Annotated in this window: 15 protein-coding genes; 14 read left to right on the plus strand and 1 reads right to left on the minus strand. The window is 41.6% G+C overall.

Annotation, left to right across the window (positions count from 1 at the left end):
• Positions 1-46: 46 nt before the first annotated feature.
• Positions 47-739 carry a hypothetical protein gene (locus AKK44_RS03825; protein WP_054278599.1) on the minus strand — a complete coding sequence of 231 codons (693 nt, stop codon included), beginning with the start codon at positions 737-739 and terminating at the stop codon, positions 47-49.
• A 177-nt stretch (positions 740-916) separates the two neighbouring features.
• Here AKK44_RS03825 and AKK44_RS03830 point away from each other — a divergent pair, with 177 nt between their 5' ends.
• The 14 genes from AKK44_RS03830 (at position 917) to proB (ending at position 17,730) form a co-directional block, all read left to right on the plus strand.
• Positions 917-2,548 (plus strand): Na/Pi cotransporter family protein, encoded by a 1,632-nt coding sequence (locus tag AKK44_RS03830; protein WP_054278600.1) that lies wholly within the window; start codon positions 917-919, stop codon positions 2,546-2,548.
• Between the two features lie 114 nt (positions 2,549-2,662).
• Positions 2,663-3,811 (plus strand): N-acetylglucosamine-6-phosphate deacetylase, encoded by a 1,149-nt coding sequence (gene nagA / locus AKK44_RS03835; RefSeq protein ID WP_054278640.1) that lies wholly within the window; start codon positions 2,663-2,665, stop codon positions 3,809-3,811.
• 86 nt (positions 3,812-3,897) lie between these two features.
• A complete protein-coding gene (locus AKK44_RS03840) occupies positions 3,898-4,737 on the plus strand; it encodes an aldo/keto reductase (RefSeq protein WP_054278641.1) in 840 nt (279 codons plus the stop codon).
• A gap of 158 nt (positions 4,738-4,895) precedes the next feature.
• Positions 4,896-5,423, plus strand: a complete 528-nt coding sequence (locus tag AKK44_RS03845) for an isoprenylcysteine carboxyl methyltransferase family protein (RefSeq protein ID WP_054278601.1) — start codon at positions 4,896-4,898, stop codon at positions 5,421-5,423.
• A 366-nt stretch (positions 5,424-5,789) separates the two neighbouring features.
• Positions 5,790-6,704 (plus strand): glycine--tRNA ligase subunit alpha, encoded by a 915-nt coding sequence (glyQ, locus tag AKK44_RS03850; RefSeq protein ID WP_037596113.1) that lies wholly within the window; start codon positions 5,790-5,792, stop codon positions 6,702-6,704.
• Positions 6,705-6,706: 2 nt separating this feature from the next.
• Entirely contained in the window at positions 6,707-8,746 is a 2,040-nt protein-coding gene (glyS, locus tag AKK44_RS03855; RefSeq protein ID WP_054278602.1) for a glycine--tRNA ligase subunit beta, read from the plus strand.
• Positions 8,747-8,793: 47 nt separating this feature from the next.
• Positions 8,794-9,051, plus strand: coding sequence for a DUF896 family protein (locus tag AKK44_RS03860; RefSeq protein WP_054278603.1), 258 nt, complete (start codon positions 8,794-8,796; stop codon positions 9,049-9,051).
• A gap of 81 nt (positions 9,052-9,132) precedes the next feature.
• Entirely contained in the window at positions 9,133-9,474 is a 342-nt protein-coding gene (locus AKK44_RS03865) for a PepSY domain-containing protein (protein WP_054278604.1), read from the plus strand.
• Between the two features lie 182 nt (positions 9,475-9,656).
• Positions 9,657-11,165, plus strand: coding sequence for a glycerol kinase GlpK (glpK, locus tag AKK44_RS03870; RefSeq protein WP_152911059.1), 1,509 nt, complete (start codon positions 9,657-9,659; stop codon positions 11,163-11,165).
• A gap of 119 nt (positions 11,166-11,284) precedes the next feature.
• Entirely contained in the window at positions 11,285-11,929 is a 645-nt protein-coding gene (gene fsa, locus AKK44_RS03875) for a fructose-6-phosphate aldolase (RefSeq protein WP_037596122.1), read from the plus strand.
• A gap of 187 nt (positions 11,930-12,116) precedes the next feature.
• On the plus strand, positions 12,117-14,102 hold the full coding sequence (gene tkt, locus AKK44_RS03880; protein ID WP_054278605.1) for a transketolase: 1,986 nt from the start codon (positions 12,117-12,119) through the stop codon (positions 14,100-14,102).
• A 373-nt stretch (positions 14,103-14,475) separates the two neighbouring features.
• The gene (locus AKK44_RS03885) at positions 14,476-15,213 is read left to right on the plus strand and encodes an ABC transporter ATP-binding protein (protein WP_054278606.1); all 738 of its coding nucleotides are present in this window, start codon (positions 14,476-14,478) and stop codon (positions 15,211-15,213) included.
• Between the two features lies 1 nt (position 15,214).
• Positions 15,215-16,843 carry a hypothetical protein gene (locus AKK44_RS03890; RefSeq protein ID WP_054278607.1) on the plus strand — a complete coding sequence of 543 codons (1,629 nt, stop codon included), beginning with the start codon at positions 15,215-15,217 and terminating at the stop codon, positions 16,841-16,843.
• Positions 16,844-16,917: 74 nt separating this feature from the next.
• A complete protein-coding gene (gene proB / locus AKK44_RS03895) occupies positions 16,918-17,730 on the plus strand; it encodes a glutamate 5-kinase (protein WP_152569090.1) in 813 nt (270 codons plus the stop codon).

Raw genomic sequence — 17,730 nt, forward strand, 5'->3', positions numbered from 1 at the left:
CTCAGTTTTTTGTTATTAAGAGTAATGCTTTTTCAGCAAAGCCTTTTTAGTCAGCTGGTGGGATAGGGGTGCTTTCTTGAAGCGTCTCAGTTGGTGGAGTCTGTGGAGTGCTATTCTCAGGCTCAGCAACTGGCGGTACTTCGGGAGTTTTTGGCACATCACGAGGTGCAGGTGGTACAGGAGGTGCAGGTACAGGGTTAGGAGTTGGATTTGGTGTTGGTGAGACTGGTGCGGGCCTGTTAGTGCTTGGAGGTGCCTGTTCAGGAATTTGTGCATCAACCTCAGCATTCTCAGGGTTAATCACGATGGCATCAAGTAAAGCCTGTAATTCAGCTTTTTTCTTTTGGTTTTTGACCCCGTCAATGATTTTTTGAGCGGTTTCCTTTAGCCCTTGGCTAGGGGATGTTTGGGTGGCTTTGACGGCATCAGTAGCAACGGTTTCTCGGCTTAGTTCTGACTGGATAGCCGATAGGCGCTTGTTAAACGTTTTTTGAGTCCTTGTGTTGCGGATGGCATTGATGCTTTCTTGAGCTTTTTTGATGGTTTTTGGAGAGGGGTTTTCTTCAGCTTCTTTTAACAATTGCTTAGCTTGCTGGAGTGCTAGTTGTTGTTTATGGTTGGTCGGGGTGTTTTTTTGTGGCTGGTTAAAGCTTCCAAACATTAGATACCCCCCACCAGCTAGGGTAATGACCAGAAGGCAAAGGGCCAAATAGAGGCTCTCTTTTGATTTATTTTGCATGTGTTCTCCTTTAATGGCTTTGAGTAAGATTAGCCTTATTATACCTTGAAAGCTTAAAAATGAAAAGTTGTTTTTGAGATGCGCTCTCTTTGTTTAATAATACTGAAAAAACCCTTGTGATAAGACCAATAATACATTAAAATAGAGTAGAATAAATAATTGAGCGAGGACGATATTGTGTCGGTAAATTGGCAAGACATTGCATTTCACTTTTTTGGAGGTTTAGGGCTCTTTCTCTTCAGTATCAAATACATGGGAGATGGGCTCCAACAGGCGGCAGGAGATAAGCTAAGGTACTACATTGATAAATACACCAGCAATCCTTTCTTTGGTATTTTAGTTGGTATTGCCATGTCTGCCCTTATCCAATCAAGCTCAGGGGTAACGGTTATCACGGTCGGTTTAGTTTCTGCGGGTCTCTTGACCTTGCGCCAAGCGATTGGTATCGTCATGGGGGCCAATATTGGGACAACGGTGACGTCTTTTCTCATTGGTTTTAAACTAGGAGATTATGCTCTTCCGATGATTTTTATTGGTTCAGCCTGCCTATTTTTTACCTCTAATAAAAAATTGAATAATCTGGGACGTATCATTTTTGGTGTAGGGGGAATTTTCTTTTCTCTAAACTTGATGGGAGATGCTATGGATCCGCTAAAGTCGGTTTCAGCCTTTCAAACTTACCTAGCCACTCTGGGAGACAAGCCCTTTCAGGGTGTCTTTATCGGTACGGCTTTGACCATGCTCATCCAGTCGTCTGCAGCGATTATTGGTATTTTGCAAGGTCTTTTCTCGGGAGGTCTGTTGACCTTACAAGGTGCGGTACCTATTTTATTAGGGTCTAATATAGGAACTTGTATCACAGCGGTCTTAGCAGCTATTGGCTCTAACATTGCAGCCAAACGAGTTGCGATGGCTCATGTTTTCTTCAATTTAATTGGAACCATTATCTTCATGGTCTTTTTGATGCCATTTACTTCTTTGATGTTATGGCTACAATCTGTGTTACACCTATCTCCTGAAATGACCATTGCTTTTTCACATGGTACGTTTAATATTACTAACACCGTGCTATTAATTCCTTTTATTGGACTCTTGGCTATGGTTGTGACCAAGTTAATTCCAGGGGAGGACGAAGTTGTCAAATACGAAGCCCTTTACCTAGACCGACTGCTCATCACGCAGGCGCCATCTATTGCCCTTGGCAATGCGCGCAAGGAACTGGTCCATTTGGCATCTTATGCGATTCAAGCCTTAGAAGCCTCTTACAGCTACATTATGACAGCCGAAGAAATCTTTGGGAAAAAAGTAAGACGCTATGAAAAAGCAGTCAATACTATTGACGAGGAGTTAACCACTTACTTGGTTGATATTTCTAACGAAGCCCTCAGCCCTAGAGAAAATGAAGTGCTAGCTGGTATTTTAGATTCGTCACGTGATTTGGAGCGGATCGGGGACCATTCTGAGTCCTTGACGGTACTGACAGATGGCATTAATGCCAAACAAATTGGTTTTTCTGCTGCTGCGCGTGATGAATTGACAGACATGTTTCATTTGACTCATTGTTTGGTTTTAGATGCTGTTAGGGCAATTGTTGACAGTGATAAGGAATTGGCAGACTCTATCGTGATCCGTCACAAGGACATCGAGCAACAAGAGCGTCAATTGCGTAAGACACATATTGAGCGTCTTAACCGAGGGGAGTGTACTGCCCAAGCAGGTATTATCTTTATTGATATTATCTCCCACTATACTCGCATCACTGACCATGCTTTAAACTTGGCAGAAAAAGTTTTATCAGAGCAATTATAAAAAAAAGAAAGCTTGATTGACCATCAAGCTTTCTTTTTTTAAGGCAAAAGTGGTATATACCATTTACAAAATGACTAAGAAGGCGTATAATAGTTGCAAAAGGGAGGAAAAGAAATGACAAGCTATATCAAAGCGGACTGTTTTTATTACCCAACCGAGACTAAATCAGCCGGCTATTTAGAAATTATAGAGGGGAAATTTGGAGAGTGGCGTCAAACTGCTCCTGAAGGGGCTGAAATAATTGATTACACTGGGTATCAGATTGCCCCAGGGTTAGTAGATACTCATATTCATGGTTATGCTGGCGCTGATGTGATGGATAACTCAGTAGAAGGTCTTCACAAAATCAGCGAGGGCCTCCTGTCAACGGGAGTCACATCATTTTTACCAACGACCCTGACCTCAACCTTTGAGCAACTGGAAAAAGTATCAGCAACCATTGCAACGACTGCTAATCAGGTAAAAGGTGCTAAAATACAAGGAATCTACTTTGAAGGACCTTATTTTACTGAGGAATACAAAGGGGCTCAAAATCCTAGTTATATGAAAAATCCACGCTTGGACGAATTTCAAGCCTGGCAAAGCGCGGCTAAGGGCTTGATTAAAAAAATAGCCTTAGCCCCTGAACGCGATGGTGTGACAGAGTTTGTCTCAACCTTGACAAAGCAAGGGGTCACAGTGGCTTTAGGGCATTCAAACGGCACCTATGCAGAGGCTAAGCAAGCAGTTGAGGCAGGCGCCAGTGTTTGGGTTCATGCTTATAATGGCATGCGAGGCCTTAGTCACCGAGAGCCAGGAATGGTGGGAGCTGTCTATCATCTGCCAAACACCTATGCAGAGTTGATTTGTGACGGGCACCACGTGACTCCAGTGGCATGTGACTTGCTGATGCAGCAAAAAGGTCATGACCATGTGGCCATGATTACGGATTGCATGCGTGCAGGTGGCTCGCCAGATGGAGACTACATGCTGGGAGAATTTCCAGTTATTGTCGAAAATGGCACAGCAAGGCTCAAAGCAAGCGGTAATCTGGCAGGCTCTATTTTAACTTTGACACAAGGGATTAAAAATGTTGTGTCTTGGGGGATTGCAAGTCCTGCCCAAGCCATTTCTATGTCTTCTTATATTCCAGCTGTTTCGGTTGGCATTGACGATGTTTGTGGGCAACTGAAAAAAGGGTATGCTGCAGATTTTATCGTCCTTGATCCATCCTTAACTCTCATGGCGACTTATCTAGACGGTGAAAAGGTCTTTGAGGCCTAAGTTTAAAGAGAATTGGGACATGCTCAATTCTTTTTTCTTTTAGGGCTTTATGATAAAATAGGGGTATCACGATGGAGGTTTCAGATATGGTAAAAACAATACGAATGAATAGTGGTTTTGATATTCCGGTCTTGGGATTTGGAACATTTAAGGCCACAGATGGTGAGGAAGCTTACCAGGCAACCTTAGCAGCTATTAAAGCAGGCTACCGTCATATCGATACTGCAAAAATATATCGCAATGAAGAAAGTGTCGGACGTGCTATCAGAGACAGCGGTGTCCCACGTGAGGAATTATTTGTCACAACAAAATTGTGGAACGATGCACATAGCTATGATGGGGCAAAAGAGGCTCTCAGAGCTTCCTTAGACCGTCTTGGACTCGATTATGTTGACCTTTACTTAATCCATTGGCCAAATCCAAAAGCCCTTCGTGACAGATGGGAAGCAGCAAATGCTGAGGCTTGGTCCTATATGGAAGAAGCCCTTGAAGAAGGTCTTGTGCGCTCTATTGGAGTGAGTAACTTTTTAGTGCACCATTTGGAAGCCCTCAAAGAAACTGCCGAAATCACGCCTGCGGTTAACCAGATTCGTCTCGCGCCAGGATGTTACCAGACAGAGGTGGTGGATTATTGCCGTCGTAATGGTATTATTTTGGAAGCTTGGAGCCCACTCGGACAAGGTGAAATCTTTGCCAATGATACTATGGTTGCTTTAGCACAAAAATATGGGAAAACAGTTGCTCAACTAGCCCTAGCATGGTCTATTCATGAAGGGTTTGTGCCACTACCAAAATCAGTGAATCCTGGCAGAATCAAAGAAAACATGGACTTTTTTGATATCGAACTCACAGCCGAAGATGCTGAAATCATCAAAACCTTGCCAGGCATGTCAGCTATTCCAGACCCAGATAATAAAGATTACTAGGACAAACACAAAGCCGTTAGCCTATGATGTCTAGCGGCTTTATCTTATGCGCTAAGCAAGAAAAATAAATTGAGTTATTGACAATGGTTTATAATTTGGTTATAATTTTTATTAGTGTTTTATGAAAAAATAATAACTAACAGTTAAGGAGTTCTGTTTTGATTATCTTATTATTGATGTTGGCTATGTTTGCCATCCGTTTAGTGTTTTTAAAAAAATCAATTGCCAACGAAAAGGCAATCTTGGCTCAAGGTGGCAAAGAGTTTGGCGTTCAAAATACAAAATTTTTGACCTTGCTGCACATCATGATTTATGCCTTTGCAGTCACTGAAGCGTTGCTAAAACAAGTGACCTTTGATGCGATTGGCTTTTTAGGGTTATTGTTAATGGTGTTTTCACTTGTTGTTCTTTATGAGGTGACTCGCATTTTGGGTGAGATTTGGACGGTTAAGCTCATGCTGGCTAAAGACCACAAATATGTTGACCATTGGCTCTTTAGAACAGTCAAACACCCCAATTATTTTTTAAATATTGGGCCAGAGTTAGTAGGAATTGTTCTGCTTTGCCACGCGCAGATCACAGCAATCTTGCTGTTTCCGTGCTATGCATTAGTGATTTACCTACGCATCAAGGAAGAAAACAAACTGTTGGCAGAAGTGATTATCCCAAATGGCATTAAAGAGTAATTGCAAGCAAGTTTTCGTCCAAGCATAGACAAGTTTTGGACTTTGTGATAAACTTGTTAACAAGAAAGAAAATGGCACGTCTATTATCTCAAGCGAATTCGGAAATGGTGAGAGCCGAATGGTAATCCTGCTTATTGGCGCTTTCTCTTTAGAGGTAACAGTGACTAAAACGAGAATGTAAGCAGTCGCTGGCTAATGTCATATCACAATGAAGTTATAAATTAGGGTGGAACCGCGTTCATACGCCCCTATGTCTATAGACATGGGGAGGTAAAGCGGTTCTTTTCTTATGCCAAGGCTATGGATTCATTAGCTAGGCGTGTGCTTGTTGCTATTTCACATCAGATTACAAAAAGGAGTTACGATATGTCTCACAAATTAACCTTTCAAGAAATCATCTTGACCCTTCAACAGTATTGGAACGATCAGGGCTGTTTGTTGATGCAGGCCTATGACAATGAAAAAGGGGCAGGGACCATGAGTCCTTACACTTTTTTGAGAGCTATCGGTCCAGAACCTTGGAACGCAGCTTATGTTGAGCCGTCACGCCGCCCAGCTGATGGGCGTTATGGAGAAAATCCTAACCGACTCTACCAACACCATCAGTTTCAGGTGGTTATGAAACCATCACCAAGTAACATTCAAGAGCTATATTTGGACTCATTAGAGCGATTAGGAATCAACCCACTTGAACATGATATTCGTTTCGTCGAGGATAACTGGGAAAACCCTTCAACAGGATCAGCTGGTCTTGGTTGGGAGGTGTGGCTTGATGGCATGGAAATTACTCAATTCACTTACTTCCAACAGGTTGGTGGTCTTGCAACGTCCCCTGTGACTGCGGAGATTACGTATGGCCTTGAGCGCTTGGCATCTTACATCCAAGAAGTTGACTCTGTGTATGACATTGAGTGGGCAAAAGGTGTGAAGTATGGAGAAATCTTCCTTCAGCCAGAGTACGAACATTCGAAATATTCGTTTGAAATTTCAAACCAAAGCATGTTGCTAGAGCATTTCGAAAAGTGCGAAGCAGAAGCGTCACGTGCTTTGGAAGAAGGTCTGGTTCACCCAGCTTATGACTATGTGTTAAAATGTTCGCACACCTTTAACTTGCTAGATGCTCGTGGAGCCGTTTCTGTCACAGAACGGGCTGGCTATATCGCTCGTATCCGAAACTTGGCGCGTGTGGTTGCCAAGACATTTGTGGCTGAGCGCCGTAAACTTGGTTTCCCACTGTTAGATGAGGCTAGCCGAGCAGAATTACTCAAGGAGGAAGACTAATCATGACAAAAGATTTACTAGTAGAGCTTGGTCTTGAAGAATTGCCAGCATATGTGGTGACATCAAGTCAAAAACAATTGGGCGACAAAATGGCAACCTTCTTAGCGGCTAACAGACTGGTATACGAAGCTATTGAAACCTTTTCAACGCCTCGTCGCCTAGCTGTCCGCGTGATGGGCCTAGCTGATAAACAAACCGATTTGACCGAAGACTTCAAAGGTCCTTCTAAAAAAATCGCCCTAGATGCCGAAGGCAATTTCTCAAAAGCAGCTCAAGGTTTTGTGCGTGGAAAAGGGTTAACAGTAGAAGATATTGAATTTCGTGACATCAAAGGCGAATCCTACGTTTACGTGACAAAGCACGAGGAAGGTCAGCCAGCTAAGGACATTCTAAAAGCTGTCCCAAATGTTTTGAAATCACTCACGTTTCCAGTTAGCATGCATTGGGCAAACAATAGTTTTGAGTACATTCGTCCTGTGCATACCCTAAGTATTTTATTAGATGATGAAGCTTTAGAGCTTGATTTTCTAGACATTCACTCAGGACGTGTGAGCCGTGGGCATCGCTTTTTAGGAAGAGAAACCGAGATTAAAAGCGCAACTTCTTATGAGGCGGATTTGCGTGATCAATATGTGATTGTAGATCCTAAAGAACGTCAGGAACTTATTATCGAACAAATCAAAGCCCTTGAAGCCAAACACCAAGTTCAGGTTGATATTGATGAGGACTTGCTCAACGAAGTTTTGAACCTTGTTGAATACCCGACTGCTTTTATGGGAAGTTTTGATGCAAGCTATCTCAACCTTCCAGAAGAAGTTTTGGTTACCTCTATGAAAACCCACCAACGCTATTTTGTGGTGCGTAATCAAGATGGGCAATTGATGCCAAACTTTATCTCTGTTCGGAATGGGAATGCTGAGCACATTGAAAATGTCATCAAGGGAAATGAAAAAGTTTTGGTAGCCCGCTTGGAAGATGGAGACTTTTTCTGGCGTGAGGACCAAAAATTACTTATCGCAGATTTAGTTGCTAAATTAACTAATGTAACCTTTCATGAAAAAATCGGCTCTGTTGCAGAACATATGAATCGTAGCAGAGTTATTGCAGCGTCGTTGGCGCAAAAAGCCAATCTGTCTGCTAGCGAGACAAGCGCTGTTGATCGTGCAGCTCAGATTTATAAATTTGACCTTTTAACCGGTATGGTTGGCGAATTTGATGAGCTTCAAGGAATCATGGGTGAAAAATATGCCTTATTGGCAGGAGAAGATAAGGCTGTTGCGACTGCTATTCGGGAACATTACCTCCCCAATTCAGCTGACGGTGCACTTCCAGAAACAAAAGTAGGGGCTATTCTTGCTTTAGCAGACAAATTAGACACCTTGCTTTCGTTCTTCTCAGTTGGTTTGATCCCGTCAGGGTCGAATGACCCTTATGCGTTACGTCGTGCCACCCAAGGTATCGTACGTATCTTAGACCACTTTGGTTGGACCATTCCGATAGACACGTTAATCAAAGGACTTTACGACTTGTCATTTGACAGTTTAACCTATGAGGGTCAGGATGACGTGATGGCCTTTATTCGTGCACGTGTGGACAAAATGATGGGGAACAAAATACCAAAAGACATCCGTGAATCGGTTCTTGCTAGCTCTCACTTTGTTGTCCCAGAACTGTTAGCCACCGCAGAAGCACTGTTGAAAGCGAGTCAGACTGACCAGTATAAGGGAGCTGTTGAAAGCTTGTCGCGTGTCTTTAATTTGGTTGAAAAAGCAGATGCTTCTATCGCAGTTGATGTAACACTTTTCGACAATCCTCACGAAAAAGCCCTATCAGAAGCTACAGAAACCTTAATCTTAGCTGGAACAGCTGATGAGCAACTCAGCCAACTCTTTGCATTAAGCCCAGCAATCACTGCCTTTTTTGACAACACGATGGTTATGGTAGACGACCAAGCGTTGAAAAACAATCGCTTAGCCTTGCTGAGCCGTCTTGCTACTAAGGCACAAAGGCTCGTAGCCTTCAATAAATTAAACACAAAATAGGTCGTTTAACAAGGCTCTCATAAAAAATAATTGGATAAGGAGGAGTTATGGATCCTAAAAAAATTGCGCGCATCAACGAGCTCGCTAAAAAGAAAAAAACAGTTGGATTAACTGGTCCTGAAAAAGTCGAGCAAGCCAAATTGCGCGAAGAGTACATCGAAGGTTATCGCCGCTCCATAAGACACCACATTGAAGGCATCAAAATCGTGGACGAGGCAGGAAATGATTTGACCCCAGAAAAACTCAAGCAAATCCAACGCGAAAAGGGATTGCACGGAAGAAGTTTGGACGATCCGCATTCCTAATTAGCTATTATAATCAAACAATTAGAAAAAAATCTTTTTTTGCGATATAATAAACCAAATAAAAGAAAGAAGGTAGAACTTATGACAATCAAAAAACTTTCTGTATTAGCCATAGCCAGCCTCTCTTTAATTGGTTTAGCCGCTTGTGACATGGACAAAGATGATCACGTGACCTCACAACCTAGTAGCGTAAAAACAACTAAGGATGTGAAGTTATCAGAAGATAAAGCCAAAACAATCGCTTTAAAAGATGCTTCAGTTCCAGAAGCTGATGCCCAAAGATTAAAAATCAGCACCGATAATGATGACGGTGTTATGGTTTACGAAGTTGAGTTTGACCATAACAATCAAGAGTATAGCTACACAATTGACGCTAACTCTGGAGACATTATTGAAAAATCATCTGAACCGATGGATGATTAATGTGATGAATAGCCTAAACCAGCCATCTTGTTGATAAGATGGTTGGTTTTTTTGATGCTGTTGACAAAAGAAGGAGAGAGTCTTCTCTTTGTAGGCAAGAGGTGATTAAATAATGGGCGAAAGCGCTTAAATGGTGTATAATATAAGAGTCTCAGAAAGCGTTTACCAAATGGAGGAATAAAATCGTGCACGAAAAATATATTATGGCGATTGACCAAGGGACAACAAGCTCGCGGGCGATTATTTTTAACCGTCAAGCAGATATATTGGTCAGCAGCCAAAAGGAATTTCCACAACTTTTCCCACAAGCTGGTTGGGTAGAACATGATGCCAATCAGATTTGGAATTCCGTCCAATCGGTCATTGCTGAGGCGTTTATCGAATCAGGCATCAAGCCCAATCAAATTGAGGCTATCGGCATTACCAACCAGCGTGAAACAACAGTGGTTTGGGATAAAGAGACGGGATTACCCATTTATAATGCCATCGTTTGGCAGTCACGCCAAACAGCCCCCATTGCTGAACAGCTCAAACAAGATGGCTATAAGGACATGATTCATGACAAAACAGGCTTGGTTATCGATGCTTACTTTTCAGCGACTAAATTGAGGTGGATTTTAGACCACGTTCCAGGAACTCAACAAAGAGCTGAAAAAGGAGAATTACTGTTTGGAACGATTGACACCTGGTTGGTTTGGAAGTTAACAAATGGAGCAGTCCATGTCACAGACTATTCAAATGCTGCCAGAACCATGCTTTACAATATCAAAACCTTGACATGGGATGATGATATCTTAGCCCTGCTCAATATTCCAAAAATCATGTTACCAAGCGTCAAGTCCAATTCAGAAGTTTATGGCAAGACGGCTGCGTTTCACTTTTATGGTGGAGAGATCCCAATCGCAGGGATGGCAGGAGATCAACAGGCAGCTCTTTTTGGACAACTGGCATTTGAGCCAGGTATGGTTAAAAATACTTATGGGACAGGTTCTTTCATCATCATGAACACAGGCCAACAGGCCCAATTATCCCATCATAACCTGTTGACAACGATTGGCTATGGGATTAATGGCAAAATCTATTACGCATTAGAAGGTTCTATTTTTATTGCAGGGAGTGCCGTACAATGGTTGCGTGATGGGCTCAAGATGTTAGAGAAATCTTCTGACTCAGAGAGGTTTGCCAGACAATCTAAAAGCGCTGATGATATTTATGTTGTACCTGCCTTTACAGGTCTTGGCGCACCTTACTGGGACTCAGATGCGCGTGGTTCAGTCTTTGGACTAACCAGAGGCACCAGCCGGGAGGATTTTGTCAAAGCCACCTTGCAGGCAATTGCTTATCAGGTGAGAGACGTGATTGAAACCATGCAAGTGGATTCGGGGATTACAATCCATCAGTTGCGAGTTGATGGAGGCGCCGCAATGAATGACTATTTGATGGCCTTTCAAGCGGATATTTTAGGCATTGCTATTGCGAGAGCTAAAAATTTAGAAACAACCGCACTAGGGGCAGCCTTTTTAGCTGGCTTAGCCGTTGGTTATTGGAAAGACATCGATTCTTTAAAGGCTTTGAACCCAACGGGTCAGTTGTTTGAAGCTCAGATGTCAAAAGACCGCAGAAACAAACTCTACCAGGGGTGGAAAAAAGCGGTCAGAGCAACACAGGTCTTTGCTCAGGATAATAACTAGTGAGTTTAAACGTACAGCTAGCAATTCACTAATCACATAAAGACCAAATCAAACTACTTGTGATATTTAGTGGCTACAGTCACTCAATATAAAACTAATCAATTTTTTGGAGGATTATCATGAAATTTTTCTTAGACACAGCAAATGTTGAAGCTATCAAAGCAATTCACGAATTGGGTGTGGTTGATGGTGTCACAACCAATCCGAGTATCATTTCACGTGAAGGACGTGATTTTGAGACGGTTATCAAAGAAATCTGTGACATTGTTGATGGGCCAGTCAGTGCAGAAGTGACAGGATTGACCGCTGCAGAAATGATTGACGAAGCACGTAGTATCGCTAAATGGCATGCAAATGTTGTTGTTAAAATTCCGATGACCACAGAAGGTTTAAAAGCCACTAACGTTTTATCAAAAGAAGGCATCAAAACAAATGTGACGTTGATCTTTACAGCTAGCCAAGGTTTAATGGCTATGAAGGCAGGCGCTACCTACATCAGCCCATTCGTTGGCCGCTTAGAGGACATCGGATCAGACCCTTACCAACTTATCAGTGAGCTTCGTGAAATGATTGATACCTATGGTTATGAGACTGAAATCATTGCAGCCAGCATACGGACAACAGCTCATGTCGAAGCTGTCGCTCAGTTAGGTTCACATATTGCAACGATTCCAGATGCTTTATTTGAAAAAATGACACAACACCCATTGACAACAAATGGCATCAAAACCTTTATGGAAGATTGGGCATCTTTCAAAAAATAATCCTCTGAGCCTGGCTATTGATAGCTAGGCTTATTTGTTCTTTGGGTGCTAAAGGTAAGAAGTCTGTCTGGCTAGTACAACAATTTGGAGACTTTACAGGAATTTCTTAAAAAAGCGCCTCATTTTATGATACAATAGACAACAGAAAACGTTTAATTTTAGTTGTAAAAACAGAGAGGTTTTACTTATGACATTTGATGCAGTTGACCAATTGGCAGTAAATACTGTCCGTACCCTATCAATGGATGCTATTCAAGCGGCAAATTCTGGACACCCAGGATTACCGATGGGTGCAGCACCAATGGCTTATGTTCTATGGAACCACTTCATGAACATCAACCCTAAAACAAGCCGTAATTGGTCAAACAGAGATCGCTTTATTTTATCAGCAGGTCACGGGAGCGCGATGCTTTATAGCTTACTCCACCTAGCTGGTTATGACTTGTCTCTTGATGATTTAAAGAATTTTCGCCAATGGGGTTCTAAAACACCCGGTCATCCAGAAGTTAACCATACAGACGGCGTAGAAGCAACAACAGGACCTCTCGGTCAAGGAATTGCAAATGCTGTTGGGATGGCTATGGCTGAGGCGCACTTGGCTGCAACATTTAACAAGCCAGGTTATGATATTGTGGACCACTATACCTTTGCGTTAAATGGCGATGGAGACCTTATGGAAGGTGTCAGCCAAGAAGCAGCTAGCCTTGCTGGACACCTAAAACTTGGCAAGTTGGTCTTGCTTTATGATTCAAATGATATTTCGCTTGATGGCCCAACATCAATGGCTTTTACAGAAGATGTTAAGGGACGTTTTGAAGCTTATGGTTGGCAACATATCCTTGTTAAAGATGGCAATGACTTAGACGAAATCGCAGCAGCCATCGCAGCAGCGAAAGCTGAAACAGGCAAACCAACAATTATTGAAGTCAAAACAATTATCGGGTTTGGCGCTGAAAAACAAGGAACATCGTCAGTGCATGGTGCCCCTCTTGGAGCAGATGGCATTAGTTTTGCTAAAAAAGCTTACGCATGGGAATACCCAGAATTTACCGTACCTGCTGAAGTAGCAGAGCGCTTTGCCACAGGCTTAAAAGCTCGTGGAGAAAAAGCTGAGGCAGCTTGGAATGAGCTTTTTGCAGCTTATGAAGCTGAATACCCTGAATTGGCAGCACAATACAAACAAGCTTTTTCTGGAGAGGCAGCTCATGTTGAATTAGAAGCTCATGAACTTGGCTCAGCAGTCGCTAGCCGTGTTTCTAGCCATAAAGCGATTCAACAAATTTCAGAACAAGTACCATCTTTCTGGGGAGGATCAGCAGACCTTTCGGCATCAAACAACACAATGATAAAAGCAGAGACAGACTTCCAACCAGAAAACTACGCTGGCCGTAACATTTGGTTTGGCGTGCGTGAGTTTGCAATGGCAGCAGCTATGAATGGTATTGCCCTTCACGGTGGAACACGTGTCTATGGCGGAACCTTCTTTGTCTTTTCAAACTACCTGCTTCCAGCTGTTCGTATGGCTGCCCTTCAAAACTTGCCAACAGTCTATGTCATGACACACGACTCAATAGCTGTCGGTGAAGATGGCCCGACACATGAGCCAATCGAACAATTGGCTAGTGTTCGTTCAATGCCAAACCTTAATGTTATCCGTCCAGCAGATGGCAACGAAACTAATGCTGCTTGGAAACGTGCCCTTGTTGAGACAGACCGTCCAACCCTGCTTGTTTTGACTCGTCAAAACCTTCCTGTTCTTGAAGGAACAAAAGAATTGGCAGCAGTTGGTGTGAACAAAGGGGCTTACATCCTTTCAGAAGCTAAGGGAGACCTTGATGGTATTATCATTGCTACTGGTTCTGAGGTTAAACTAGCTCTAGACACTCAAGCAGCTCTAGAAACTCAAGGAATCCATGTGCGCGTGGTATCAATGCCATCACAAAACATCTTTGACGAACAATCTTCAGAGTACAAAGAAAGCATCTTGCCAGCAACAGTTACGAAGCGCCTTGCGATTGAAGCAGGCTCAAGCTTTGGCTGGGCTAAATATGTTGGCATGAGCGGTCAAACCTTGACTATTGATACTTGGGGAGCATCTGCACCTGGTAATCGTATCTTTGAAGAGTATGGTTTCACAGTAGCAAACGCAGTAACACTATACAAATCACTTTAATCAATGATTCAATCGGGTTAGGCTTCTTGCCTAACCTTTTTCGTACTTTTTTTGCCTAGATTGGCTAAAAAAGCCTTGATAGGCAATTGACCAAACGCGACTTAGGCATTATAATAGAATTATTGAATGATTGTATTAGCGCTAAATAACAAGTGATGAAAGGAGATGTTGTTAGGGAAAGCGAGAGCGCTTTTATGATACACTTAAAAAAGCTTGCGGTGATCCTGAACAGTATGAAAGTCCATAGCTTGTCTCGATAAAGGATTAGAGAAGGGTTGCTCAGTAGCGATAGGCTTCAGTGGATAGTCTTTTGAATGATGAGTGAATCCTAAAAAGTTAAGAGACCTTGCCAAGAATAGAAAAGAGAATTAGCATGATAGAATTTAAACACGTTTCTAAACAATATGATGACAAAGAAGCTCTTAGTGATTTAAACCTAACCATACAAAATGGGGAAATTTTTGGCCTTATCGGTCATAATGGAGCGGGAAAGACAACAACAATTAGCATTTTAACTTCTATTATCAAAGCGAGTTATGGAGAGGTCTTTGTCGATGGGCAATTGCTTGAGGAAAATAGAGAAGCCATCAAAAAACAAATTGGCTATGTCCCTGATTCACCAAATATCTTCTTAAATTTGACAGCAAATGAATATTGGCACTTTCTGGCTAAAATCTATGGTGTCACAGAATCAGAAATGACCGAGCGTATTGATTACTTAACCGAATTATTTGATCTCAAAAACGAAGTGAATCATAGCATTGACAGCTTTTCCCACGGAATGCGCCAAAAAGTGATTGTGATTGGTGCTTTGGTATCAAATCCTAGCATCTGGGTGTTAGATGAGCCCTTGACTGGACTAGATCCTCAGGCTGCTTTTGATTTAAAAGACCTCATGAAAAAACATGTCGCTAAAGGCAATACGGTCATTTTTTCGACACACGTGCTATCAGTGGCGGAGCAACTATGTGACCGTATCGGCATTTTAAAACGAGGCAAACTCATTTTTGTTGGCACAATTGACGCACTCAAAGAACGTTACCCTGATAAAGACTTGGAAACCATATATCTTGAATTAGCTGGGCGTAAAGCTCAAGGACAGGAGGATTAGGATGAACTGGTCTACAATTTGGGAACTTATCAAGATAAACATTCTTTATTCAAATACACAAACTTTAGCACAATTAAAAAAACGTCAGGAAAAACGCCCCAAGGCAAACTTCAAGGCTTACAAAAGCATGATCCAACAACAAGCCTCGCTAGCTATAATATTTTTGTTTCTTTATGTGTTTATGTTTGCCAGTGTTGATTTTCGTCAGTATCCAGGTATTTTTTCGTTTTATCTTGCTACGTTTTTTATCGTATCAACCTTAACAACTTTTACTACTTTGTACGCAATTTTTTATGAGAGTAACGACCTTGAATTGTATGTGCATCTACCAATCAGGGTAGAAGAGTTGTACATGGCTAAAGTTATTTCTTCATTAGGAATGGGCAGTGTCTTTTTACTGCCGCTATTGTCGCTTTTTATTATGGTTTTCTGGCAAATCCTAGGAAATCCCTTATCTATTTTATTGGCTCTCTTACTTTTTATCATTTTGATGATAGCTTCTATGGTTATGGCTATTTACATAAATGCTATTTTGGGTAAAATCATTGTAAGAAGTCGCAGGCGTAAGTTAATATCAACTTTGATGCTAACAGCTTCAACTTTAGGTGCTATTGCTTTAATTTTTGTCCTTAACATTAGCAATAATCGGCGTATGATGACGCAGGAAAAAGTGGTTGACTATCCGGAGATTATTTATTTTAGAGGTTTTTATGATGTTGTTCAATCGCCTTTTTCTGTGACCTCCCTTTTTAATTTTTGGTTACCGTTAGTCATAGTATTTCTAATGTTGTATGGTATTGTTCGAAAAATCATGCCAGCTTATTATGAAGAAGCTTTTTATATCAGTAATCAGAATAAAGAAAAACACTCTAAAAAACCTATAAATGATGAATATAAAGAACAAACAGTTACTCAGTTGTGGCGAAAACACCATCTATTAACGCTGCAAAATGCCAATCTATTAGTTCAAACCTATATGATGCCTTTAGTATGGGTAATATTTCTCATTACCCCGATGTTATCTCGAGGTGCGGGGACATTTGAGAGCATCTCTCCAAAATTCTTTGGCATCGCCTTGTTGCTTGGTTCCCATATAGGGGGAATGTCGGCACCACCAACCAGCTTTATTGGGGTAGGAATTTCTCTTGAAAGAGACAATTTTACATTTATTAAAAGCTTGCCAATTAAACTAAAAACGTTCTTGATTGAAAAGTTTTGCTTACTTATTGGCCTTCAACTTATGGTGCCTTTGGTGTTGTATCTGATATTAGGAACTTTCGTGCTACACTCACACCCACTCTTGACCTTAGCATTTTGTTTAGGCTTCTCTCTTTCTATGATTGTTCAAGGAGAGTTTATGTATCGGCGTGACTATCGAAATCTTGATTTGAAATGGCAAGACATAACGCAGCTGCTTACCAGAGGTGGTAACCAGTGGCTGACAATGGGAGTTACATTTGGTCATTTATTGTTTGCTATGTTTGCGACTATCGCCATTTTTATACTGATTAATGTCGTAGGACACGCTATTTACATCAACAGTTTATTATCAGTTATTGTGTTGACTGTCCTAGGATTAGCTCACCTTAGGGTGTTAAAAACATTCTGGAAGCATTTAGACAAGAGTTAGCCCGCTTTTCAATAGAAGCCTCCTTTATTAGCAAAACAGTCCTCAGGGGCTGTTTTTTATGCTATAATTTGGGTATGATGAAACGACAATTTAAAGATGTAAAACGTATTGTAATAAAAATCGGGACAAGTTCACTTGTTCTTTCGACTGGCAAGATTAATTTGGAAAAAATTGATCAGTTGGCCTTTGTGATTTCAAGTTTGATGAATAAGGGAAAAGAAGTCATTTTAGTGTCCTCAGGTGCTATGGGATTTGGTTTAGACATTTTAAAAATGGCGAAGCGTCCAACAGATCTTGCAAAGCAACAAGCTGTATCAAGTGTTGGTCAGGTGGCGATGATGAGTCTGTATTCACAGATTTTTGCCCACTATCAGACGAAGGTCTCTCAAATTTTATTAACTCGTGATGTGGTTGTTTTTCCAGAAAGTCTGGCTAATGTGACCAATGCTTTTGAAAGTTTGATTGATTTAGGGATAGTACCGATTGTCAACGAAAATGATGCTGTTAGTGTGGACGAAATGGATCATTCTACCAAATTTGGAGACAATGACCGATTATCAGCAATTGTGGCGCGCATTACCAAGGCAGACTTGCTTATCATGTTGTCAGATATTGATGGCTTATTTGATAAAAATCCAAACCTTTATTCAGACGCCTGCTTAAAACATCACGTGTCTGCTATCACAGAGGACATTGTGACTGCAGCAGGTGGTGCTGGGAGCAAATTTGGAACTGGGGGCATGATGAGTAAAATTAAATCGGCTCAGATGATTTTTGAGGATAGGGGACAAATGATTTTGATGAATGGTTCGAATCCCCGTGACATTTTAAGGGTTTTGGCAGGTGAAGAACTAGGAACTTGGTTTAAACAAATAGCAAAGAGGTGA

Source organism: Streptococcus phocae (assembly GCF_001302265.1).
Classification (GTDB): Bacteria; Bacillota; Bacilli; order Lactobacillales; family Streptococcaceae; genus Streptococcus; species Streptococcus phocae.

What these genes read in the sequence shown, in the direction of transcription:
- AKK44_RS03825 (WP_054278599.1), bottom strand. Translation starts at nt 739, where the DNA reads ATGCAAAATAAATCAAAAGAGAGCCTCTATTTGGCCCTTTGCCTTCTG.
- nagA (WP_054278640.1), top strand. Translation starts at nt 2,663, where the DNA reads ATGACAAGCTATATCAAAGCGGACTGTTTTTATTACCCAACCGAGACT.
- AKK44_RS03840 (WP_054278641.1), top strand. Translation starts at nt 3,898, where the DNA reads ATGGTAAAAACAATACGAATGAATAGTGGTTTTGATATTCCGGTCTTG.
- glyQ (WP_037596113.1), top strand. Translation starts at nt 5,790, where the DNA reads ATGTCTCACAAATTAACCTTTCAAGAAATCATCTTGACCCTTCAACAG.
- glyS (WP_054278602.1), top strand. Translation starts at nt 6,707, where the DNA reads ATGACAAAAGATTTACTAGTAGAGCTTGGTCTTGAAGAATTGCCAGCA.
- AKK44_RS03860 (WP_054278603.1), top strand. Translation starts at nt 8,794, where the DNA reads ATGGATCCTAAAAAAATTGCGCGCATCAACGAGCTCGCTAAAAAGAAA.
- AKK44_RS03865 (WP_054278604.1), top strand. Translation starts at nt 9,133, where the DNA reads ATGACAATCAAAAAACTTTCTGTATTAGCCATAGCCAGCCTCTCTTTA.
- fsa (WP_037596122.1), top strand. Translation starts at nt 11,285, where the DNA reads ATGAAATTTTTCTTAGACACAGCAAATGTTGAAGCTATCAAAGCAATT.
- tkt (WP_054278605.1), top strand. Translation starts at nt 12,117, where the DNA reads ATGACATTTGATGCAGTTGACCAATTGGCAGTAAATACTGTCCGTACC.
- AKK44_RS03885 (WP_054278606.1), top strand. Translation starts at nt 14,476, where the DNA reads ATGATAGAATTTAAACACGTTTCTAAACAATATGATGACAAAGAAGCT.
- AKK44_RS03890 (WP_054278607.1), top strand. Translation starts at nt 15,215, where the DNA reads ATGAACTGGTCTACAATTTGGGAACTTATCAAGATAAACATTCTTTAT.
- proB (WP_152569090.1), top strand. Translation starts at nt 16,918, where the DNA reads ATGATGAAACGACAATTTAAAGATGTAAAACGTATTGTAATAAAAATC.